Origin of the sequence: Acinetobacter higginsii, from assembly GCF_000369845.1 — a bacterium.
In the GTDB taxonomy this organism is placed as follows: domain Bacteria; phylum Pseudomonadota; class Gammaproteobacteria; order Pseudomonadales; family Moraxellaceae; genus Acinetobacter; species Acinetobacter higginsii.
The window spans coordinates 89,206-112,852 of the sequence record NZ_KB850223.1 but is presented as its reverse complement, the minus strand read 5'-3'; the positions used below and the strand labels follow the sequence as shown (position 1 = coordinate 112,852).

Annotated in this window: 22 protein-coding genes; 9 read left to right on the top strand and 13 right to left on the bottom strand. The window is 40.5% G+C overall.

What is annotated here, in order from left to right; translation table 11 throughout:
- Positions 1-384: 384 nt before the first annotated feature.
- Entirely contained in the window at positions 385-1,071 is a 687-nt protein-coding gene (locus F885_RS02155; protein ID WP_004652437.1) for a response regulator, read from the bottom strand.
- Between the two features lie 45 nt (positions 1,072-1,116).
- Positions 1,117-2,790, bottom strand: a complete 1,674-nt coding sequence (gene baeS, locus F885_RS02160; protein WP_005322421.1) for a sensor histidine kinase efflux regulator BaeS — start codon at positions 2,788-2,790, stop codon at positions 1,117-1,119.
- Positions 2,791-2,921: 131 nt separating this feature from the next.
- Here baeS and F885_RS02165 point away from each other — a divergent pair, with 131 nt between their 5' ends.
- The 4 genes from F885_RS02165 to F885_RS02180 all read left to right on the top strand — a co-directional run bounded on the left by F885_RS02165 (position 2,922) and on the right by F885_RS02180 (position 7,974).
- Positions 2,922-3,296: a hypothetical protein gene (locus F885_RS02165; protein ID WP_004652439.1), complete on the top strand. Its 375-nt coding sequence runs from the start codon at positions 2,922-2,924 to the stop codon at positions 3,294-3,296.
- Positions 3,297-3,607: 311 nt separating this feature from the next.
- Positions 3,608-5,410 carry an acyl-CoA dehydrogenase C-terminal domain-containing protein gene (locus tag F885_RS02170; protein WP_005193034.1) on the top strand — a complete coding sequence of 601 codons (1,803 nt, stop codon included), beginning with the start codon at positions 3,608-3,610 and terminating at the stop codon, positions 5,408-5,410.
- A gap of 162 nt (positions 5,411-5,572) precedes the next feature.
- Positions 5,573-7,354: an acyl-CoA dehydrogenase C-terminal domain-containing protein gene (locus F885_RS02175; RefSeq protein WP_004652441.1), complete on the top strand. Its 1,782-nt coding sequence runs from the start codon at positions 5,573-5,575 to the stop codon at positions 7,352-7,354.
- Between the two features lie 122 nt (positions 7,355-7,476).
- Positions 7,477-7,974 (top strand): phosphate-starvation-inducible protein PsiE, encoded by a 498-nt coding sequence (locus F885_RS02180; protein ID WP_005206182.1) that lies wholly within the window; start codon positions 7,477-7,479, stop codon positions 7,972-7,974.
- Between the two features lie 41 nt (positions 7,975-8,015).
- Here the strand turns inward: F885_RS02180 and F885_RS02185 are convergent, their stop codons facing one another.
- Together F885_RS02185 and F885_RS02190 are read right to left on the bottom strand one after the other, a co-directional pair.
- Positions 8,016-8,387, bottom strand: a complete 372-nt coding sequence (locus F885_RS02185; RefSeq protein WP_005322419.1) for an RcnB family protein — start codon at positions 8,385-8,387, stop codon at positions 8,016-8,018.
- A 153-nt stretch (positions 8,388-8,540) separates the two neighbouring features.
- Complete coding sequence (locus F885_RS02190; protein WP_005322417.1) at positions 8,541-9,032, bottom strand: RcnB family protein; 492 nt, start codon at positions 9,030-9,032, stop codon at positions 8,541-8,543.
- Positions 9,033-9,211: 179 nt separating this feature from the next.
- Between F885_RS02190 and F885_RS02195 the strand changes: the two genes are divergently transcribed.
- Entirely contained in the window at positions 9,212-9,649 is a 438-nt protein-coding gene (locus tag F885_RS02195; protein ID WP_004802764.1) for a hypothetical protein, read from the top strand.
- Positions 9,650-9,733: 84 nt separating this feature from the next.
- Here the strand turns inward: F885_RS02195 and F885_RS02200 are convergent, their stop codons facing one another.
- The 3 genes from F885_RS02200 to znuD form a co-directional block, all read right to left on the bottom strand.
- Positions 9,734-10,543, bottom strand: coding sequence for a hypothetical protein (locus F885_RS02200; protein WP_005322412.1), 810 nt, complete (start codon positions 10,541-10,543; stop codon positions 9,734-9,736).
- A 25-nt stretch (positions 10,544-10,568) separates the two neighbouring features.
- Complete coding sequence (locus F885_RS02205; protein ID WP_085946077.1) at positions 10,569-12,032, bottom strand: phospholipase D family protein; 1,464 nt, start codon at positions 12,030-12,032, stop codon at positions 10,569-10,571.
- Positions 12,033-12,138: 106 nt separating this feature from the next.
- Positions 12,139-14,217 carry a zinc piracy TonB-dependent receptor ZnuD gene (gene znuD / locus F885_RS02210; RefSeq protein ID WP_005322407.1) on the bottom strand — a complete coding sequence of 693 codons (2,079 nt, stop codon included), beginning with the start codon at positions 14,215-14,217 and terminating at the stop codon, positions 12,139-12,141.
- Positions 14,218-14,354: 137 nt separating this feature from the next.
- Here znuD and F885_RS02215 point away from each other — a divergent pair, with 137 nt between their 5' ends.
- The 4 genes from F885_RS02215 (at position 14,355) to F885_RS02230 (ending at position 18,263) form a co-directional block, all read left to right on the top strand.
- Complete coding sequence (locus F885_RS02215; protein ID WP_005206195.1) at positions 14,355-15,125, top strand: DUF4184 family protein; 771 nt, start codon at positions 14,355-14,357, stop codon at positions 15,123-15,125.
- 144 nt (positions 15,126-15,269) lie between these two features.
- Positions 15,270-17,051: an aspartate--tRNA ligase gene (gene aspS, locus F885_RS02220; protein WP_005322405.1), complete on the top strand. Its 1,782-nt coding sequence runs from the start codon at positions 15,270-15,272 to the stop codon at positions 17,049-17,051.
- Between the two features lie 122 nt (positions 17,052-17,173).
- Complete coding sequence (locus tag F885_RS02225; RefSeq protein ID WP_004802750.1) at positions 17,174-17,395, top strand: hypothetical protein; 222 nt, start codon at positions 17,174-17,176, stop codon at positions 17,393-17,395.
- Positions 17,396-17,399: 4 nt separating this feature from the next.
- On the top strand, positions 17,400-18,263 hold the full coding sequence (locus F885_RS02230) for a lysophospholipid acyltransferase family protein (RefSeq protein WP_005322398.1): 864 nt from the start codon (positions 17,400-17,402) through the stop codon (positions 18,261-18,263).
- A gap of 21 nt (positions 18,264-18,284) precedes the next feature.
- Here the strand turns inward: F885_RS02230 and F885_RS02235 are convergent, their stop codons facing one another.
- The 6 genes from F885_RS02235 to F885_RS02260 all read right to left on the bottom strand — a co-directional run bounded on the left by F885_RS02235 (position 18,285) and on the right by F885_RS02260 (position 23,646).
- Positions 18,285-19,442 carry a glycosyltransferase family 4 protein gene (locus F885_RS02235; protein ID WP_005322396.1) on the bottom strand — a complete coding sequence of 386 codons (1,158 nt, stop codon included), beginning with the start codon at positions 19,440-19,442 and terminating at the stop codon, positions 18,285-18,287.
- A 20-nt stretch (positions 19,443-19,462) separates the two neighbouring features.
- Complete coding sequence (locus F885_RS02240; protein ID WP_005206199.1) at positions 19,463-20,242, bottom strand: glycosyltransferase; 780 nt, start codon at positions 20,240-20,242, stop codon at positions 19,463-19,465.
- A 27-nt stretch (positions 20,243-20,269) separates the two neighbouring features.
- Positions 20,270-21,034: a glycosyltransferase family 25 protein gene (locus tag F885_RS02245; protein ID WP_026057528.1), complete on the bottom strand. Its 765-nt coding sequence runs from the start codon at positions 21,032-21,034 to the stop codon at positions 20,270-20,272.
- A gap of 12 nt (positions 21,035-21,046) precedes the next feature.
- Positions 21,047-21,826 (bottom strand): glycosyltransferase family 25 protein, encoded by a 780-nt coding sequence (locus tag F885_RS02250; RefSeq protein ID WP_005206201.1) that lies wholly within the window; start codon positions 21,824-21,826, stop codon positions 21,047-21,049.
- Between the two features lie 77 nt (positions 21,827-21,903).
- Entirely contained in the window at positions 21,904-22,818 is a 915-nt protein-coding gene (locus F885_RS02255) for a glycosyltransferase family 32 protein (RefSeq protein ID WP_005322393.1), read from the bottom strand.
- Positions 22,819-22,887: 69 nt separating this feature from the next.
- The gene (locus F885_RS02260) at positions 22,888-23,646 is read right to left on the bottom strand and encodes a glycosyltransferase family 25 protein (protein ID WP_005322391.1); all 759 of its coding nucleotides are present in this window, start codon (positions 23,644-23,646) and stop codon (positions 22,888-22,890) included.
- Position 23,647: the final 1 nt, after the last annotated feature.

Below are 23,647 nucleotides of genomic sequence, written 5' to 3'. Positions count from 1 at the left end.
ATGATCAAACTGCACAAGGCTTATGCAGGGGATAAGTTTATCATCTGAAATCAATCACAGTTCACCGTCATAACACATCACAAGCAATTGTAAAGTAATGTAAAATTTCTCTACTTATAAAAAGCGGATACTTAAGTTATCACCCGAAAAGAAGATAATTTCGACAAAAACTTTGCGAAACTATCCACATTTTCTGTGGATAACGCTGTGGTTATCCACAGGATAAAACTTTTTGTAGTTCCTCATCCCTTATTATCCATCAAGACCCATCTTATTTTAGATGCTCAATGTAAACAAAAACAATGCGCTATTTAAGGAAACTTATCCATACTTCCTTAGAGATGAGTTAGATCTAATATAGCGCAGATATGAATGAAAAATTATTTATTCATCTGGATATTCAAAGCGATAACCCACTCCATACACCGCCTGAATCCATTCATGACGATTGCCTGTATCCGCAGCCTCTGAAATCTTACGGCGTAGGTTTTTAATATGGCTGTCGATTACGCGATCGGCTACATCAAAACTATCTGGGTTAATATGATCGAGTAGCTGTGCACGAGAATAAACCTGACCCAAGTGCTCCAAGAATAACTCCAATAAACGGAATTCTGTTGGGGTCAAGGTCAGTGCTTTTTGTTGATACCAAATACGTTGCTGCGCTTTATCAATACGGAATAAATCGTTTTGCTCAGGCTCTGCTTTACGCTCTAAACGACGTAATACTGCTTGTACACGGGCAACCAGTTCTTTGGGACTGAATGGCTTACAGATATAGTCATCTGCTCCCATATTCAAACCTAAAACACGGTCAATTTCTTCAGTACGCGCGGTGACCATAATAATCGGTAGATCAGACTGTTCACGGACTTTACGGCAAATGGTCAAGCCATCCATGCGTGGCACCATCAAGTCCAAAATCATCAAACTCGGTTTACGTTGCTGAAACTGGGTATAAGCATCCTGACCATCATGAAACATACTGACTTCAAAACCAGCAGCTTCTAAATAATCACGAACCAACTGTGCGAGTTCAACCTCATCTTCAACCAACATAATATGTTTCATGGTTTTCATCCTATCCATCATCCTCAACACAAGAGGATCTAAAAATTATTGAATTGATTTTGGGAAAGTCAGGACACAACGTAATCCACCTAATGGTGAATGATCGAAAGTCAATGAACCACCTAAAGCTTGTGCCAACTTACACGACAAGGCCAAACCTAGACCTGTACCACCCGTACTGCGTGTACGCGAATCATCGACACGATAGAAACGTTCACCTAAACGTGCCAGTTGTTCATCATTTAAGCCCAATGGACTATCATCTACATACATTATCCATTGTTGCTCATCTTGTTGAGTGTGAATCTGTATTTTTCCACCTTGTTCGGTGTAACGAACACAGTTCCCTAACAGATTGACGATAATCTGTTTAAAGCGATCCCGATCTAAAGATAGGACTGCCCCTGCTCCGGACAATGTCACTTCAAGCTGATTTTGCTCAAACGTCGATCTAAAGTTTTCAACTTCTTGCAGTACCACATCCCACGGATTGACCTCAGCAAAATAGCATTTCAATTGTTGTGCATCGGCCTGCGCCAAATCTGCCAAGTCTTGGGTTAACTTTTTCAAGGTACTGACCTGACGCATCATGGCATTCAGGTGTTCAGGAGTCGCCTTACGAATCCCGTCCTGCATCGCTTCGATCTGTGCCTGCAATACCGCCAAAGGTGTTTTCAGTTCATGTGAGGTATCAGACACCCATTGACGACGAGATTCTTCATGCTGATGTAAAATATCAGCCAAATGATTCAATTGATTGGATAAATCACCGAGTTCATCATTTCTTTTAATCACAACTTGATGTTGATAATTGCCATCGGTCAATTCCAAGGTTGCTTTTAATAAACGTTGAATCGGTTTTTTAAAATAAGTGGCCATCAACAATGCTGCAACCAAACTTGAAAGTACCGTTAAAGCATAGACCAACAGCAAATATCGTTTTTGATTACTAAAGAAATTGATACTGGATGCATCATCCTGATCCAGTACGGGCTTTAATCCGAGGTAACCGACCACCTTCTCGCCCACCACAATCGGGCGGAAAGAAATTTGATCAGTCGCAGGTTCACCTACAATAAACTGCTGATTCTCATCGTATAAAGACAGCCGTGAGCTCAAACCTAAACGATCAGGAATCGAGACAAAGCGCTTTTTGCCCTGTTCAGCAGGTGCAGCATTGAGTTTACTGTCCTGTTTATCTTGTTTGCTATCCGTCTTTAAACGAAATTGACGTGGACTTAAAGGAAAGCGTAAACCTTCAAAAGGTTGATACTCCGAAGGTAAATTCTGTTTGAGAATTTTTAATTCTTCATCATTAAAGATCTGGCGGTTTTTGATCTCGACATTATTTTGCGCCAGCGTTGGAGACAGGCTAAGTAAGGTGTGGTCATTAAAATAACGTTGTTGTAAGGCAATATCGTATTGACGGCGCAACCACCACTGAGACAGGCGATCATAGTCATCTGGTGCTGCCGTGCCTTCAATTTGCAGAATCTGTGCCTGAATTGCATTGCCCCAGTCATGATAAACCGTATAGACGTTGCCTAAATTGGCAATCAATCGGTCTAGCTTCTGCATTTCCACATCGGCCACATAACGGGCAAAGTTCTTTTGCATGGTCCAATGCAAAATCCCCAAGCTAATCGTTGCAATCAACAAGGTGGTCAGTAATACCGTTAAAAACAGGCGTAAGGCTAAGGGCACGCGACGAACATTCAAAAGCAGATTCTCAATAGTGTTCTATTTGTGGATTGTAACCAACATGGTCGAAAAAAACTCTCCATTGTTTCTTCATCTTTATTATCTAATCTTTAACCATCGAATCACAACTGATCATGCTGGATAAAACAATGAACAAGACAAAAATCGTATTGATGACCACCCTACTCGGTTCTGTTTTAGGTTTGGCTGCCTGTCAGTCAACCACCCCAGCGGAACAGTCAATGGATCGTGACCATCACCGCCATAATATGCAACGTGCACCACTTACACCAGAGCAACGCGCTGAATGGCAAGCCAAACGTGAACAGCGTTTAGAGCAACGCGAACAAATGCGTCAGGAACATCAAGCACAACGTGCCCAGATTGAACAAGCCTGCCAAGGAAAGCGTATTGGAGAACGTGTGAATGTTCAATGGAATAAGCGTGTAATTGAAGGCACCTGTGAGGTTCGTTTTACCCCAGATAAATCACAGTTCAAACGCCAAGCCAACGCAACGACTTAATCCCTCTGTTCCTCATCGGCGCTTTTCAAGCGCCTTTTTTTATGGCTAAAGCATATTCATTTTGAATTACACAGCTGCTTACGATTTTGCCGCTGCAGTTTGACTCAAAAGCACAAAAAGCACCTACAATCTAAACGCTTAAACAGGTTGAACCATAAACTTTGACTTCACAGTCACTAAGAAATGACCTGCAAAAGCTTGTACCGAACTATAACTTGTTGCACGATTAGCAGTACAAAATGGTGCTGTTGGGCACATTTATCATTGACTAAGATTATAACTCTGGTTTAACCAGTATTGAGGAACCCGCTATGCCACAATACAAAGCACCCTTACGTGATATGCAGTTCGTATTGCACGAATTATTAAATGCTGAAGCACATTACGCGAAACTTCCTGCATTTCAAGACACTGTAAGCCGTGAATTGGTTGATCAATATTTAGAAGCAGCGGCTGATTTCTGCGAAAACGAACTTTCTCCTTTAAACCAAGTTGGCGACCGTGAAGGTTGTACTTGGAATGACGGTGTTGTAACAACACCTACAGGCTTTAAAGAAGCGTATCAAAAATATATCGAACTTGGCTTCCCTTCTCTTTCTGCTGATGAAGAATTTGGCGGTCAAGCATTACCAAACTCTTTAGGGATCTCTATCTCTGAAATGGTGGGTACTGCAAACTGGTCATGGGGCATGTACCCTGGTCTTTCTCACGGTGCGGTTCGTACTTTAGAACATCACGGTTCTGATGAGCAAAAGAACACTTACTTGCCAAACCTTGTTTCAGGTGTTTGGACAGGGACCATGTGCTTAACTGAATCTCATGCAGGTTCTGACTTAGGTATCATCCGTTCTAAAGCAGAACCAAATGCTGACGGTAGTTACGCAATCTCTGGCGAGAAAATCTTTATCTCTGCTGGTGAACATGACATGGCTGAGAACATCATCCATATCGTACTTGCACGTTTACCTGGTGCGCCAAAAGGCACTAAAGGGATCTCTTTATTCATCGTACCTAAATTCCACGTCAATGCTGATGGTTCAGTTGGCGAGCGTAATGCAGTACGTTGTGGTTCAATCGAACACAAAATGGGTATCCATGGTAACGCAACCTGTGTCATTAACTTTGACCAAGCAAAAGGTTACTTGATCGGACCTGAAAACCGTGGCTTAAACTGCATGTTCACCTTCATGAACACAGCACGTATCGGTACAGCGGTTCAAGGTTTATCTGCATCTGAATCTTCTTTCCAAGGCGCTTTAGCGTATGCGAAAGATCGTTTGGCAATGCGTTCTCTTTCTGGTCCTAAAGCACCTGAAAAAGAAGCTGATCCAATTATTGTTCACCCAGCTGTTCGTAACATGCTTTTAACGCAAAAATCATTTGCTGAAGGCGGTCGTGCGTTGGTTTACTTATTGGCTCAATATGCAGATATCGTTGAAAAAGGCGAAACTGAAGAAGAGCGTAAGTTTGCTGACAACATCTTGTCTTTGTTAACACCAATCGCAAAAGCATTCTTAACTGAAACAGGTTCTGAATCTGCGAAGCACGGTGTACAAGTATTTGGTGGTCACGGCTTCATTTCTGAACACGGTATGGAACAAATCGTACGTGATACACGTATTGCTTGCTTATACGAAGGTACCACTGAGATTCAAGCGCTTGACTTGTTAGGTCGTAAAGTCTTGCAAACTCAAGGTGCAATGTTGAAAGACTTCACCAAGATCATCCATAAATTTGTTGAAGCAAACAAAGACAATGCGGCGATGCAAGAGTTCATTGCGCCATTGGCTGCTGCCAACAAAGAATGGGGCGACATCACCATGCAAATCGGCATGCGTGCAATGCAAAACCCAGATGAAGTGGGTGCAGCTGCGGTTGACTACTTATACTTCTCTGGTTATGTAACGCTTGCTTACTTATGGGCACGTATGGCACTTGTTGCTCAAGAGAAATTAGCTGAAGGTTCAACTGAAGTTGACTTCTACAATGCAAAAGTGACCACTGCTCGCTTCTACTTCAAGAAGATCTTGCCACGTGTTCGCTCACATGTAGACGTGCTTTCAACTGGCGTTGCGCCATTGTTTGAACTTGATGCGGAACACTTCGCTTTCTAAACATAGTTTAGAATGAGATGCAACGTTCATCACAGAAAAAGGACTGGTCAGTTTTGACCGTCCTTTTTTTGTTTAATCAATGCTAAATTTATACGATTCAATTTATTTGTTCGTTTTATTTGATCACTTTGCACATGAAACGGTGCGTAGAAGGGAACGATTATGCCAATTTACAATGCTCCTTTAGCAGACATGAAATTCATCTTAAATGATGTATTTAAAGCAGAACAATTTTGGCAGTCTAATGAGAAACTGGCTCATGTAGATGCCGCAACAGCTGAAGCAATTTTAGAAGAAATGGCGAAGTTTGCCCAAAACGTGACACATCCGTTAAACCGTACGGGTGATGAAGAAGGTGCACGTTGGGAAAATGGCGAAGTTTTCACTCCAGCAGGTTTTAAAGAAGCATTCCGTCAATACGCTGACGGTGGCTGGATCGGCTTAGGTGCTGATGAAGAATGGGGCGGTCAGGCCATGCCAAAAATGCTGACTGTACTGTCTGATGAAATGTTATTCGCAACCAATCCATCATTCATGCTCTACCCGCTTCTTTCTGTGGGTGCTGGTATGGCATTGAATAGCTATGCATCACAAGAGCAAAAAGAAACCTATTTACCTAAAATCTATTCTGGCGAATGGTCAGGTACGATGTGCTTAACTGAACCGCATGCAGGTACAGATTTAGGTATTATCAAAACTAAAGCTGAACGCAATGAAGATGGTACGTATAACATTACCGGTACTAAAATCTTCATCACGGGTGGTGATAACGATCTAGCTGAAAACATCATTCACTTGGTACTTGCAAAAACCCCTGATGCTCCTGCGGGTTCACGTGGTATCTCATTATTCATCGTTCCAAAGTTCCTGTTAAATGAAGATGGTTCTTTAGGTGAGCGCAACCCTGTAGGCCCAGGTTCAATTGAACACAAAATGGGGATCAAAGCCTCAGCAACATGTGTGATGAACTTTGATGGTGCTAAAGGCTACCTCGTTGGTAAAGAAAACGAAGGTCTTGCTGCAATGTTCGTGATGATGAACTACGAACGTTTGTCGATGGGTATTCAAGGTCTGGGTGCTTCTGAATTTGCATATCAAAATGCAGCACAATACGCAACTGACCGTTTGCAAGGCCGTAGCGCAGCAGGCGTTCAATCACCAAATAAACCAGCAGACAGCATTTTAGTTCACGGTGATGTACGTCGTATGTTGCTCAATGTACGTGCGAATAACGAAGCATCACGTGCATTTGCAGTTTATGTAGGTCAACAGTTAGACATCACTAAATTCTCTACTGATGCAGAAGCTGTGAAGCAAGCGAATAACCGTGTTGCGCTGTTAACACCAATCGCAAAAGCTTACCTCACTGATACGGCCTTCCAAGCAACCTTAGATGCACAAATGGTATTTGGTGGTCACGGTTATATCCGTGAATGGGGTATGGAACAATGTATCCGTGATCTTCGTATTGCTCAAATTTACGAAGGGACTAACGGTGTTCAGTCTCAAGATTTAATTGGTCGTAAAACCATTAAATGTGGCGGCGCATTCATTGCTGAATACATCACCGAAATCCGTGACTTTGCCAATGACCTAGACACAGACTTGAATTTCATTAAAGATGCAACTTTAGATGCTGCAACTGAAATTGAAGCAATTACGCAGTTCATTATCGAGCAAGCAGCTGAAAATGTTGACTTCCCGAACTCAGCTGCAGTTGACTACTTACATGCAGTGGGCTTACTCAGCTTCGCCTATATGTTTGCAAAAATCGCGGCGGCTGCAAAAGACAAATCTGGTGATTTCTACCAAAACAAAATTGCATTAGCACAATACTTTGTAGACCGTATCTTGCCTGAATTAGATGCGCGTTTAGCGAAAATCAAAGCAGGTTCTGACTTGATCATGAACTTCAGCGAAGATTACTTCACAAACCAAGCTTAATTTTGGCGTGATGTTAAAAACTGCCTCAATCATTTGGTTGAGGCAGTTTTTTTATCGCTATAATAAAATCAGCATAAAACTTGCATAACATTCTAATGATCATGTTGAGAATATAAATCGCTATGTCGAACTCTAAAGAGAAACTTGAAGGCTTACCTCGCCTACTTGATCGCTTCGGTCACTACGCGGTTGAAGCCTTTCATTATTTAGCCTTATTTATTATCGGCTGTATGATTGCATGGTCAGCCGTACATACCGTGATTGAAATTCTAACGGTAAAACAGTACGCCACCATTGATGACATCTTGCTGCTGTTTATCTATTTAGAATTAGGCGCCATGGTCGGGATTTACTTCAAGACCAATCACATGCCGGTGCGCTTTTTGATTTATGTCGCGATTACTGCACTCACCCGCCTGTTGATTGCCGATATTCAGCACAATCATAAAGCTTCTATGGATTTGGTGATTACCACAGGTTCGATCTTGATTTTAGCGGTGGCGATTTTGGTGGTCCGATTTGCGTCATGGAACTACCCTTCTGTGATTCGGGGCAAGGATCAAGAACAACAATTGCCTTCCAACAAAACACCTCGACCACAAGATGACGAACTAGCATAAATAAAAAAGCAGGCATATGGCCTGCTTTTTTATTGCATCTGCTATGCAACTCGGAAAACACGATATTTCGAGTCCACCAACACATATTTACCCTGTACCTGCATCCAGTTATAGCCACGAGGTGGTTCATATAAACGATGGGTCCGATAGTTAGAAACCACATAGCGGTTACTACGGAATTCTGATGGTAAACGCTCACCGCGCTTGAAATTAATGCGTTGACCATAATGATTACCACGATCGCCATTTGACCAACGCGGCTGTTCACGATGATCATAACGGTGGTCATAACGATCATAGCGGTTATCGTAGCGATCTCTATGATCATGATTCCAACGATTTGAATCTGCCATAGCGGAGGCAGAAACACCCAGCATAAGCGTTGATACCAGTAATACGGCTGTCTTCTTCATTCTTTGATCCTCTGTTTTTCGATCTGAAATCAGATTAAGAAAAACTCAAGGAGAAAGCATGAATAAAACTCGCAACATTGCAAAGCTTTGTAATGAATAGCGAGAAATTATGGAGAATCCTCGAGAGATTAAATTTTAGAAAACCATCAAAAATCAGCGAATAATCTCAATGGTAAAATTATCATCAGTCACTAAAAGATAACGTCCATCCACGACGACCCAATGTCTGCCACGTGGGGGTTCACGTAAGGAATAATAATCCCAGTCCCGAACCACATAACGCTCACTGCGGAACTCACCCGGTAATTCATTGCCCACCACAAAAGACTCACGGCGATAGCTGCGGTCATATTGCGTATCTGGATAATATTCGACACGGACACCCGGTCGATGATTCGGATGAGGATAATAGTTATTTTGATTGGGTTGATAGTAGTAACCTTTCGGTGGCGCTGTCGGTGTATAACGCTGATTCGAAAAAGCAAATGGATCTTGTGCTGGCGGCTGATAGGCAGGAGTCGTCTGATGAGAGGAGCGGCGTTCTACCCCACTATAGCCACTCCAAGCATTGTCGGCATAGCTCATCACTGGGAGATAGCTCAATACAGCTGCCAAGCCATAAATATAAGGTTGAAATTGCTTCATCGTGATCTCCCTAAAAGCAGAGTATCTGTCTATTTTAGAATAAAAAATAAGCGCAACTGTTGTAATAATATTTTTTCAGATTAGCTGTTGAATTCCCAAGATAAACAGCAGCGAGCTACAGCTCCGCCGAGATATGCTAAAATCATTTTTTTGGTTTTAAGGCAACATCAGTGGCTGAAATGAATTTTGATCGTCTCTATCAATTCTTCTGTAAAGTGCCAAGCGTGCAAGAAGCACGTATTGTTGCACATGGCGCAGATGGTCAACACGCATGGTGGTTTAAATTCAATATTGATGTTGAACATCCTTTAGCATGGCAAACCGTTCAAGAACTTGGACATGTACTCAATTATTTATCCACCAATGAGCGTTTACCAACCCAGTTCTTCCCTGTGTCTCCACCACCCTATATGAACGGTGAAGCCAAAGATTTCTTGGCTTGGGTAATCCAGTGTAACCATCCAGAATTCACTCCAGATGTGGTCTGTGACTGGCTAGAAGCCCGCTTACCGAATCCTGTGGATGATGAGAGTCAGTGGAAAATTAAAACAGATTTAAGTGAACTCGAGCAAATGGCTGATAAGGATTTAGATCAATTAATCCCGCCAAGCCCTTAATTTTTTTATTGATAATGTAGGTCTTTCAACAAGCTGAATCGCAAATAAACATCCACATTCAGCTTGTTGAACTCTCGTTATGAATCAAGATAGGTCATAACCTAAATATTCTTGTGGGGATTCAGAATAAGGTAAAATCAGATAATTATTTTTTAAAATCAGGTCTTTCATTGCCTTTTGATGAGCGGAATCTAAAGGATAAATCAAAGCGAGATCCTGAACTAAATCTTCCATCTTTTCTGCATTAAAATCTGGGGTTTTGATCCATCCCAATAAAGCTGCTCCAAGTCCGATAAATTCGAAGCCATAGTGCTGCATTCTCTGAATCAGTGCATAATTCTCGAAGGGATCAAAATCACAAGAAAAATAGCCATTCGGTAGCATCGCCAGTTTTAATGCTTCGGTTTCAATATCAGCCACTTTTACTTCAATGACACTGTCTAGTGAAATCAATAAATGTTGATTGAAATAAAGCAATGCTTCTAAGTCACTTTCATCATAGTGCTGCATTTTTTCAGCCAGGCTTTCAAAACGCTGCTGCTGTGCGGGATCATTCAACTGTTGAAGATAATGCTGCAATTGCTTTGGAACACAAACATTTTGATAAGTTTGCTCCCACCGTGGATCATCGACTTCAATTCCCTTGAGGTCGTCACTAAAATCGACATACAGACGGTCATCCTCGACCGCATGCATCGAGGTATATTTTGCTTGTGCGGCGTCATCTAAAACTAGAAACACTTTTTTAGGATAAACATCTTGTTTAAGGGAGCGATAACATTCTAAGAGTTCTGCCCAACTTTGAATTTCAACAATATCTGCATAATGATTAAATTGATGTACCTCTAAACCAATCTGCTCATCCTGTCTGATATTCAGTTTAATTTTCGCCATTGCGTAGAACCCTCGTTATGCTGAATTAAAAAGTGGATAAGCCAGACCATTCCATAAAACGATAAATCCAGTATTTTACTTTTGACTCATCAGCATATTTTGCATAATCCACCGTGATTTGACGTGCATTGGCGTTGGTCCATGCTGCATCAAAATACTGTCCCGCATCTTTAAATACAGGTGCTTGTGCTGCACCAATCACCCGCATATCAGTTTCAAGATTATAATTTTTTAAATTACGTGCAGTTAAGTTAGCTGAACCGAGAATGATCTCTGCTTGCTGGGCATTTGATTTAAGCAGCATTTTGCTATGACATTGTTCGCCACGGGTATCACACCAACGGATTGGAATACCAACTGCATTCAGTTCCGAAGCCACTTGACGATTGGGAATGCCATTCTTTTGACGACCAAACGCATCTTTATTCGGGTCAATCATAATACGAATGTTGACACCACGTTGCTGTGCCTGCTTGAGTGCATCAATGATATTGCGTTCTGATAAATAGAACATCGCCATATCCAAATGCTCTTTACTTTTCGCAGTCTGAATCATTTTCAGAACGGCGTCATAAATCGCTTTTTCAGTCAGCACTTGCACTTGTGGTAATGTTTTATCTTCGGCTAGCCCGCCCATAATCACAAATGGGCTCGAACCTTTAGACATATTGGCCACAGCTTGCTCGGTTTGTAACACATCAATCGCTGTTGGCCCATCCACCACCAAGGCCACATTGCTATGATGCGAACTACCATCATGCGGATTGGCCGAAGTTACTAAGCTTTTCCAGCCATCCACAGTATCGACCACCAAGGTTTTACGATGATTGGCTTTAAAATTAAATAATTCCAGATAACTACGCAGAGTAATTTTATCATTGCCAAAGGGGCTACTTAACCAACCACCTTCAGGATTATTGCCCAAATTCTGACAACAGATATACCAAAAACCTGACCAAAGCGGATTCGAAGCACGCAATGGCTTTAAATCAGTTTCGATGACATCCACACCTGCTTGGCGTAGTTGTAGATAATGCTTTGGCGTTAACCCACCATAAACCGAATTAATCGGATCAGTAATCACCACCACTTCAACATTTGGATGCAAACGGCGCTTCACGATTAAGGCATCGGTGAGCTCTTGCATTAAAGGAAACTGTTTGACTGTCGACTTACCCACTTCCTGATTAAATAGGAACATATCCAGCACAATGGTACTCTGTGCCTGATCAATCAACTGAAACACTTCTTTGAAAATATGCTGATCTACTTGTTGCTGACCTTGCGCATCGATATAAGTCTGATCGGCTAAGAATTTCACATTGGCATGACGTAATTGCCCAGTAAAATCCAATCCCTTTGGGAGTGGTTTTACGGTGTGATAGATTGCCGAAGCAATGTATCCAATCGCAAAAATACACAATATGACTGCCATGTAACGTCGACCTGACCAGTTTAATTTTCGATGGATTCGTTGGAAGATACGCATATAAACAAAAAAAGCCCTAGCCTAATGAGTTAAGGCTAGAGCTTATGCTTTGATTTTTCAATGCTAATTTGGTGATCATTTAAAAAATCAAAAATTAAATTTTCACTTAGAAGTTAAAATTCACTCCAACCGTGAAATTACGTCCCACTTGTGGAATCGTTGATAAGAACGATGCATGTTGGTACACCTGATCATCGAGCAAATTATTGGCATTCAGATAAACACGATAATCTGTAGCTTTACTATATTTACCTGTGTATGCCACACCTAAATTCAGCATGTTATAGCTTTGCGTATCAGTTTCATAAGCCGCAATCTTGTCTTGTTGGAATACATGATAGTATTCAGCTGAACCGCTAAAGCCATCGCCAAAATCAGCATTCACTTTAGTCCCTAAACGACCTGCTGGAACACGTGGCGCATTTTCATTGTCGATCTTGCCGCGCACATAGTCACCAAACACACCGACTTTGTACATATCCGAGATCTGATAACCCGCTTCTGCCTCTGCACCATAGAAACGCGCCTGATCTTGGGTATATTGCACCAAGCGAAAATCTTTATAACGATCTAAAGTTTGAGCGTAGATATAGTCATCAAACCAGTTGTGATAGACATGCACATGGTAATCAAACTTGTTATTGTCATAATGGAAACCGAGTTCCACATTATTGGATTTTTCTTTCTTCAATTGATCATTACCTAGTTCATAGGTATTGGTCGCAAAATGTCCACCATTGGCATAGAGCTCTTGCGCTAAAGGCAAACGTTCTTGATGTGAAGTCACCAAAGAGAGTTTGTAGTTGGGCGCAAACTCCCAGTTTGCAGCGCCAGAAACAGAAAAGGCTGAACCGTCGAAATCTTTTTTGCTTGAGTCATCAATATCAATTTTTTGTTTTTCTGCACGTGCTGCCAGCTCAACATGGACATCATTAAATTGTGCATGCTCTAAACCAAAGATGCTCCACTTCTTCGTGGTATTGGGTGCCAAGAATGCTTCTTCACCGGTGAGTTCCAGTTTTTGTTGACCATATTGGGTTCCAATTACCCCTTCCCATGGCCCAATTGGGTTATGTACCAATTCTAAACGGCCATCATAACCCTTATTTTTAAAGCGAGTCGCGATGGTGTCTTCTTCAATTTCATCGTGTTTATAATCAGTATAGCTGGCCTGAGCACGTAACTTTTTAAATCCTGCAAACGGATCATTCAATTCAGTACGGACATCATAACGCTCAGATTTCAGATCAATCCAAGGGCCTGCCTCATGTGCATGATCGTGGTCGTGATCGTCATGACCATGCTCATGATCATCGCCATCTTCGTGATCATGGTCGCCACAATGTAAATGAGGACGTCCTGAAAGATGAGCACTACAGCTCTCATATTCATGGCTATGTCCAGGTAGACCATACTTATCTTGGCGATTGCTATATGAAATTCCCGTAAAACCGCGATCATAAATCCAAGACAAACCGACATTCACCGTTTCACCTTTGGCAAAGGTATTACCGACACGACGCTCTTTCTCACCTTCGTGCACATAGTTCGGCGCGATATAGTCATTGGCTTCACGATTTAAGCCTTCAACTCGTAAGGCCACTTGATCACCCAAAGCAACTGTTACACCAGCCGTTGCCAGTTTTTCATCACTGCCAGTGTTGTAACGTAAGCCCACATTTCCCTCATAACCATTTTCAGGCATTTTGGTTGGAATCTTGCTATCCGTCACATTCACCAAACCACCCACTGTTCCTGCACCAAACAACAAAGTCGATGGTCCACGAATCACTTCAACCTGTTGCGCTAATGCAGGATCTACAGTCACTGCATGGTCAGGAGATAGCGTCGATACATCAATATTTTCAGAGGAGTTTTGCAAAACTTTTACCCGTGGGCCATCTTGACCACGGATCACAGGGCGGCTTGAGCCCGCACCAAATTGATTGGAATAGATCCCAGGTTCACTGCTCAATGCCTCACCAATGGTGACAGCGCCCTGTTGCAAGCGTTTTTGATCTACGACGGTATCGGCAACCGCAAAATCTTTCGATGTTTGCTCTAATGGATGTGCTTTTATTCGTATTGTCTCTAAGCTTGTCACTTGCTCATTTTCTGCTGCAAAAGTAGATACAGATACAACAGCTAAAATAGATAAGGTCAAAATATTCTGTGGAAATGACATATCGGGTCTCGAATCAGTCGATCGTTGTTTTTGTTATATTATAACATTTCGTTTATTTTGCAATAAAAAACAGTGCAACAATGAACATTTGCTACACTGCTTCTCCATGATTCAATGAATGGTCGTTTTTCAACGATATGCCTTTTACACTTTCTCATGCAGTCCTTGCCCCACCTTTATCTAAATTAAGTCAGGGTCATTTGCCTGTCGCAGCATTGGCGATTGGATGCATGGCACCCGATCTTTATCGATTATTTACCCAAGAAAATATCGTTTTAACACACCAATGGTCAGGTATCTTATTTCCGAATCTACCAATTGGAATATTCTTTTGCCTCTTGTGGTATTTAATCTATCGCCCTGTAAGCTATCGCTGTCTTGAAATCCAACATCCTTTAAATATTCACTCACTGGATGATTTTATTTCTTTCAGCTTTCTCAGTTGTCTAGCACTTATAGTCGGGATCAGCACGCACTTAATCTGGGATGGACTCACCCATCTTGATTTTCGAACGTTTGCTTTTAAAGGGATTCTGGCTCAGAACATTTCACTGTTGGGTTTTAGTTATCCATTACATTTTATATTACAGATCGGGTCATCCATTATTGTTTTGCCGTTCCTCATAAGAATGTGCTGGCATTATTATAAGACCCATCAACATCCCGATCCCGTCCCAGCTAGACTCAAAGGATTTGCACTCATCAGTGCCATCTTCTCCATCTTATATGGACTGTTCTCAGTTTTAGACTATAGCCGTCATATCAGCTCTGATCTTTGGAACAGTGAACGCTATTTTTTTATTGGCAAATCGATTAATGAATTTACCCAAGCTGGCCTAACTGTCTTTAGCATGGCTTGTCTATTATTCTTATTTTTGGATCGAACAGAGCGTCTAAAATCATTTTAACAAAAAGCGTCTGTTTAAAATTCGCTTGAAAACATTAAGACTTGAGACTAAACGTTCAACAAGGCATAATCTCCCCTTCATTGGTGGTGCGCTGTTTACGCATTCACCGTCTACAGCCAATATAGTTTGGATACATAATTCAATATGATGCGCACTCATTACTGTGGCTCTTTAACAGAAGCCCAAATCGATCAAACAGTTACTTTATGCGGATGGGTTCATCGTCGCCGTGACCATGGCGGTGTAATTTTCCTTGATATGCGTGACCGTGATGGTCTCGTACAGGTGGTGATCGATCCAGATACGCCTGAAGCATTCGCAACAGCAGATAAAGCACGTTCAGAATTTGTATTAAAAATTACAGGTCGTGTTCGTCGTCGCTATGAAGGTACTGAAAATGCCAACATGGTGAGTGGTCAGATTGAAGTTTTAGGTAAAGACATCGAAGTTCTTGCAGCTTCTGATACTCCGCCATTCCCATTGAATGACGAAAACACCAATATTTCAGAAGAAATTCGTTTGAAATACCGTTTCTTGGACATCCGTCGTCCTGAAATGTTAGAGCGCTTGCGTTTCCGTTCTAAAGTGACCAACTTGATCCGTAACTATTTTGAAGATCATGGTTTCTTAGATGTTGAAACACCAATTTTGACACGTGCGACACCAGAAGGTGCACGTGACTATTTAGTGCCAAGCCGTGTTTCAAATGGTAGCTTCTACGCACTTCCACAATCACCACAATTGTTCAAACAGTTGTTGATGGTGGGTGGTATCGACCGTTATTACCAAATTGCGAAATGTTTCCGTGACGAAGATTTACGTGCAGATCGTCAGCCTGAATTTACCCAAATCGACGTTGAAACATCGTTCATGAGTGACGATGACATCATGGATTTAATGGAAGGCTTAACGGTTAAAATGTTCAATGAATTATTGAATGTAAAATTCGATAAGTTTGAACGTATGACTTATGCAGACGCAATGCGCGACTATGCATCTGACAAACCAGATATGCGTATTCCATTGAAATTGGTTGACGTTGCAGACTTAATGCAAGACGTAGAGTTCAAAGTCTTCGCTGGCCCTGCAAAAGATCCTAAAGGCCGTATTGTTGCTTTACGTGTTCCTGGTGCTGGTTCATTGCCACGTAGTGCAATCGACGAATACACCAAATTCGTAGGTATCTACGGTGCAAAAGGTTTGGCTTACATCAAAGTCAACGAACTTGAAAAAGGCATCGAAGGTCTTCAATCCCCAATCGTTAAATTCATCGAGCCAATCGTACTTGATTTATTAAAACGTGTTGGCGCTGAAAATGGCGACATCGTGTTCTTTGGTGCGGATAAAGCTAAAGTTGTAAATGATGCGATGGGCGCACTTCGTGTGAAAATCGGTCATGACTTGAAACTGACAACTTGTGAGTGGGCGCCACTTTGGGTTGTTGATTTCCCAATGTTCGAAGAAACGGATGATGGAAAATGGACTTCTGTTCACCACCCATTCACACTACCAAAATCTAGTGTTGAAGACGTGAAGAGCAATCCAGGTGAAGCATTGTCTGTTGCATACGATATGGTACTGAACGGTACTGAAATCGGTGGTGGCTCACTTCGTATCTATACTTTAGAAATGCAAAAAGCAATTTTTGAAGCTTTAGGTATTGGTGAAGAAGAAGCAGAAGAGAAATTCAGCTTCTTATTGAATGCATTACGTTATGGCGCGCCTCCACACGGTGGTTTGGCATTTGGTCTTGACCGTTTGATCATGCTCATGACCGGTGCGTCTTCAATTCGTGATGTAATTGCATTCCCGAAAACCAAGACAGCCGAATGTCCATTGACACAAGCACCTGCACCAGTTGAAGCAAATCAATTGCGCGACTTAGGTATTCGTTTACGTGAAAAGCCAAAAGCTGAAGAAAAATAAACCTTAAGTTTATGCTTCAACAAAAACCCTGCTTCATGCAGGGTTTTTTATCTTCGAGTTTTACTTTGCGAACAAGTCCGCTAGTGGCATAATAGGCTGCTTTTTATTGAGAGATCCGTCTTATGGCAATGCGTCCTGATGTACGTCGACATGCAATTGTACTTATTGTATTTTCACTTGCTCAATGGTTTTTCATGCGTTACATCTTGGCAAATGAACTCTTCAATATGGACACCAATCAACGCATTTTATACTTCTGTGTAAGTAGCTTGGCAGGTGCTCTACTGATTTTTGTCGCATTGATCTATATGGTGCTTAAAGGCAACGTAGATAAACAAGACTAAGATCATGTCTTTTTACGCTACCCTACTTCGTATTCTCCCTTTAGCACTTTTGCGTAGTATCGCAAAAGTGGCGGCATACTTTATCAATCAAAATCCGAATAAAAGTATGCTGTGGAAAACCAGAGTCAACTTAGGTCTAGCCTATCCTCAACTTAGTCTAGAACAAAAAGAACAGCTCGCGAGAGAAAGCGTCACCAAACAATGCCTCAGCTATATTGAATCTGGTAAATGCTGGGCGATGCCACCTGAATGGAGCATCCAACAGATTCATACGGTACATCATCTGGACGTATTAACCGATGCGCTTAGTGATCCAAGAGGTGCACTGATCATTACCCCGCATCTGGGCACATGGGAAATGATGAATGCATGGGTACATCAATACGGTATTCCAACCATCATGTACAAACCCATGAAAGATTCTGGCTTTAATGCTTTTGCTTTACATGCCCGTCAGCGTCTTAACGCCACTTTAGTCCCAACTGATGCATCTGGTGTAAAGGCCTTGTTTAAAAACCTAAAACAAGGTGGCTTCAGTGTCATCTTGCCCGATCATGTCCCAGACCCGTCTGGTGGTGTTGTGGTTCCTTTTTTTGGAGTTCCATGTCTCACAAGCACACTTGCCAGTAAAATGGCACAAAAAACCCAATGCCGCTTAGTCGGCTTAAGTTGTTTCCGTCGTGAAGATGGTAAAGGTTTTGATGTGTATTGTGATAACCTGAATGATACACAACTATATGATCGAGATATCGAAGTTGCCACAACAGCACTCAATCAAGCCGTTGAACAGATGATTAACCGCTTTCCTGCTGAATATATGTGGGGTTATAAACGGTTTAGAGGTGGTCAACAGGATCACTACGTTTGATCTCCAAAAGTAAGCCCCCCCCTACTCACTTAATTTTAAAGCCTGTAACACCGTCGTACGCATATTTTCTTGAAAGCCTTCAACACTATGTCTGTCTTTAATATATTGAATCGCTTGCTTGCCTAATATCTGGCGCTTTTCATCATCAAGCATGAGGTTTCGAATTGCATCGACAAAAAGATCAACTTTATCAAAACCATCTCCCAAAACATCACCAACATAAATACCAAACTTCTCGGTTAATTCTTCTGGATTCCGATTACTTACAAGCAATGTACCAAAAGACAGAGCCTCTAAAAATGAGATCGGAAGTGCCTCATGAATGGAGGTATTCACCAATATCTTCGCATCTTTCAGATATTGCTCTTTTTCTACCCCATCAACATGACCAGCAAAATGCAGATTCTCAATTGCATAATAATCTTTCATGATTTCAGAGTTTTTTTCATCTTCTCTAAAGGTTTGACCTAATACAAAAAACTCATATTCAGGCATTTTTTTAGCAATTTCACAAAACAACCAACCTCGCTTCACCGATTCAATTCGACCTAAAAAAATAATCATATTTTTTTTCTGGTGTATATCAAAATGAAAATTTTCATCGATATCAATTGGATTTGGTAGATACTGGATATCAACATCATCATTCAATTGATATAAATCTTTGGCTTTTTGATTTAAAAAATATCCTTGTGATATGAACTTAACCCGGTCTTGTTTATACCATTCATGAACTAGGTCATATATTTTTTGATTATAATATGACGTTTCTGGGAATAGCTTTACGGTATTAATTTCATCCCACTCATAGTGAGGTCTTGGGTCTTGAACCCATAAAATTAATTTCTTGTTTGGATTCGGCTCATGTTTTAAAACATATTCATATGTGAGTTCAATGCTTAAGTAGAGATCGTAATCTTGTTTTTTTAACCATTGTTTCGCAAACCACTTCCCACGAGGTAAACGGTAGACATTCACATCATCGACTTGATATGACTCAGCAAAAAACCTGCACTTTCCTCGTCCGAGCAAAACATCTACCTGAAAATCCTCAGTCGGAAGATATTTGGCAATATGTCGTCTAGCTAAAAAACCATATCCACCATAAGCGGTACCAACTGCACCAAAAAACTCATCAATAATTAAACCTATTTTGATCTTTTTATGTGCCACATTCATCTTAAATTTTTTCTCTACACTTAAATTTCATTTCTAAACATTTTAGCCAAAATACTTTCAGGGGCAATTTTTTCTAAATCGACATTTCTCAACATTTCATTATATAAATGTACGCAGACTGTCTTAGAGCTTACAATATCTTCAATCTGTAGCCTTGGGTCCAATAACTGTCCAATACACTGATAATGTACAGGGTAAAAAAGATCGATAGGTTGGACTTGATCAACCAACTGGAGTGCATTGACAAAATAAGTAATTGCATCAGGGCCAATCACCCCCCATGGCATATCTGATATGTGTTGCCCAATACCCAACATTTTTTTAAATTTCAATCGTTTTTGACGAGACTTCTTATACCATGGTGGTACAAAAAATGGATTATAAGCTGCATCCAATAATGATTTTAATAAAGAACTGTCTTGTGGCAGTGCTAATACTGCACCATTAATCTTGTTGTCACTTTCATAGCCTAAAAGATAACGAGACTCAGGAATTATCATTGGTTTTAAACAATAGACATCACAATCAACATAAATACCAGAAACCTTCGTTAACAACTCGTATCTAAACACATCTGAAAACAGTGCATAACTGCCTGTTTGATTGTGCTTAAAAATCTTCTCTGCTGGAATAATTTGATTTGCATCTACACACTGTACGCCTTTAGGTACATCTGAAACTGTACCATAGGTATGCAAAAAGACCGTATGTCCTCGCATAACAAATGATTGAAGGCAAGAACTTGATATTTTACCTAGTGTATTACCAATCCATAGAGCATGAATCGTTGGAAGTTCCATTAGTACCTCATTAACCTAATCTATAAATTACTTAAAGATAATTTTCACTTTAAAAGGCAGTCGATATAACTGTAAAAAGACTCTTGTCAGTTCTCTTTTAATTTTATTTAAAGGACTCTGTTCTTTCTTTTTATAAGAATCTCTCCAAGATAAACTAGACTGGAATTTCTTATCATCTGGGTATAAAAGATACTCCTGAATACATAATGCAGGATTGACCTGATAAACTGGATATTCGCCATATTTCAAATACTTTTTAAACATAATTTGATCAACATGATCAACCACAGATAAATTCTGTATATAGCAAAGTAAGCTTTGAGCTGCTTTATTCGAAAGAATATATCCTGCTGTACCAAAATTAGGATTTAATAATCTTGAGATTATTCGGCCATTTTCCAGAGAGGTCTTATCTGTTAAAGATAAATAGTTAAATGCTGAATTTTTCTCTATCTTGATAATATCCCATTGAGCTTTTATCCAACCATGATCACTAAGAAAAGCTTTGGCCTGTCCCCCTAAATAAATATCATCTTCAAAGATCCCAATATAGTCGATGTTTTCATCAATTGCTTTTTTCCAAAGCAAAATATGACTAAATAAACACCCCAACTCACCTTGGCTTAAATGACAATTATGAATACGAACTGACAAGCGTGCTGCGAGTTCTTCAACCTGTTGAGGCTCTATGGCATCAAAAAAACTAAAAGCGATCCCTTGCTGCATAAATTGATCTTCGATATGTGTTCGACGATCAACTGCCGTTTTCAAGCTCACGACAAAATTTTTCACCACTTCATTTCCTTATTTAAATCCAACAGATTTTAGGAAAATAATATTTTTGATTTGCTGAAATACTCTAAAAAGCTCAAGCAATATTTTATCAACCCCACTTTTCTTATTATATTTCATCCGAACCTGACGCTCTTTATATAAGTGACTTGCAAACTTCACACTATCTTTGGTTGAATAAAGTGTCACATCTTGAATACACAACGCTGGCTTCATTTGGGAGACAGATAAAATTTGATCCTTGATCAAGCTCTCAAACATTAAATGATCTAAGGCAATCAGCTTATCCAACGACTGAATATAGCTCATTAATTGCTTAGCACCACTCAACGATAAAATATAACCTGCTGTACCTAAATTCTTACTTTTTAGATCAAACATAGCTCTTTGTGGCTGACTCATGAATTCTTTAAGTTTCGTCCCCAATACAACCTTCGGTGTAAATTCCTCTATTTTAATTAAATGCCAATCAGGCTCAATCCATCCATCATCTGCGAGAAATTCTTTAACATTTTCACCCAAATAAATATCATCTTCGAAAATTGCCATATGTGGAATATTTTCTGAAATTATTTTTTCCCACAAAAATACATGACTCATAAAGCATGCCACTTCACCTTTTGTCAGTGTATATTCATCGGTATTTAGACCAAGCCCTTGGGCAAATAATGCTGCAGGCTCTGGTGTTAAAGCATCAAAAAATTCGAAATCAATACTTTTTTTACCGAATTCACTACAAATATGCGCTCTACGCTCATGTGCGGTGGATAAACTAATAACAAATTTTTTCATAACAATGGAAACTTCGATCTTAGCTATATTCTACTGCCTTCCTCTTCCCCTTTCATCAATATTCTATTCCTCTATTGTTAAGAAATGTCCAACAAAGAATCCTTTAGATACATGCCTTTTTCATAATAATGACTCAGGGTTTTTCTTTCCTTTCCTGCAAGCTTGATCAACCTTGGCATTTGCTGAGGCGGGTAATTGATTGCCATATCGATCAGCACTTTTTCTTTCACCCATTGGTGCTTTACCTGAAAATACAGCGCATTTTGATCACAGTTAATTAAGCACATACTCGGCAAATGATGACGCATCACTTTCTGACAGGCCACATACGCCACTAGATATTCCAGACGACCAATCTGTTGAAACATATCCTGATAATCAGGTTCTGTTTCTTTCAATTTTTGCAGATAGGCTTTAGGCGTCATTTCAATCGCTTTCGCCAGTTCATCAAACCATTCTTTAAAGAAAATATTTTTCTCTGCACTGGCCAATAACCAATTCTCTAAGACGGGAAAATCTTTAAGTGTTGTATTCTTGGCACGGTAATAGGCAAAACTGTTGGTATGATTCTTTGCAATCAGTTCCTGAATCCAGTCTAAGCTTTCATAAACAAGGATGCTTGCATCCAACCAAATACCACCATATTGATAAATCAACTCAAAACGAAGCAAATCGGCCTTTTGTTGCGGCGTTGCCTTTGGGAAACGAGTAAAATCAATATCACAAAAGCTTTTCACTGTATCTGGCGTGAGAAAATGAACCTCATAATCCGGATTGGTCTTTTTAACCTGTTCAACACATTTTTCCACAAATCCAGCCAGTGGTCCTTCCCAATACATCCAGATTTTCTTTGGAATGAGTGCATCAGAAATAGTCGGATTAAGTACAATCAGATCTGCTTCATTGTCTATGGCATCATTAATCCCTCTCATTTTGTTCGAATACATCGTATAGAACTTTAAGAGATAGAATATTTTTTTAAATATTTTCATACAGATCACTCAGCCATATCTTCAAATCACCTCAGCTTTTTACTCAAGTGATTTGCCCAGAATATTTAATTAAAAGTAAAGATGCTTAAAAGCATAAAAACGGTCACGCCACATTCGTTTCTGTTTCTTTAGACCATGAGACGAATCGCGCTTTTCCAAGTCTTTACGCTGAATACCCTGTGTTGCAACCGTACCCAAAATATCACTGTCCAATCCAGCAGGTTTAACAAAAGGCTGCCATACACCAAGACCTTTTCCATTCTTGCTGAGCCAACCTTGGAAAAAGATATCGACAGGCACATGTATTTGTTTGCCAAGTTTTACAAACTCTTCCGCCCCTTTACGCGACCAAAGCAGCCCAACCCCACGGATCGGGAAATAATAAGCATGCCACAGGTTGTATTGATCCATCTGTACAATATCTTTGGCGAGTTTTTTCTTTTTCGCCGCCATATTGACCACATACCAATCCAGTTCTTTATGCTGATCCAGATAATTGAGGAGCGACTCAAGCTTGTGTTTAAAGTTGGGCAAAACCTGAATATCATCTTCTAACACCACCAAATAATCAGCGTCGCTTTCAAGAAACTTTTCAGCACAACCATAATGGCTCAGATAACATCCCAGCTCTGAATTCATCAGACTACGACCTAAAATTCGTTGAGCTTCGGCATCATCATATTGCTTAAACTCTGATAAGGCCTTACCACGCCCATCATAGGCCGAAAAACGGGTAAACGGCCATCCCTGTTGCTGTAATTGTGCGGTCGCACTCGCCAGACGCTGATCACTGCCATCAAGGTTAATTAGATAAGTTTCAACTTTCATC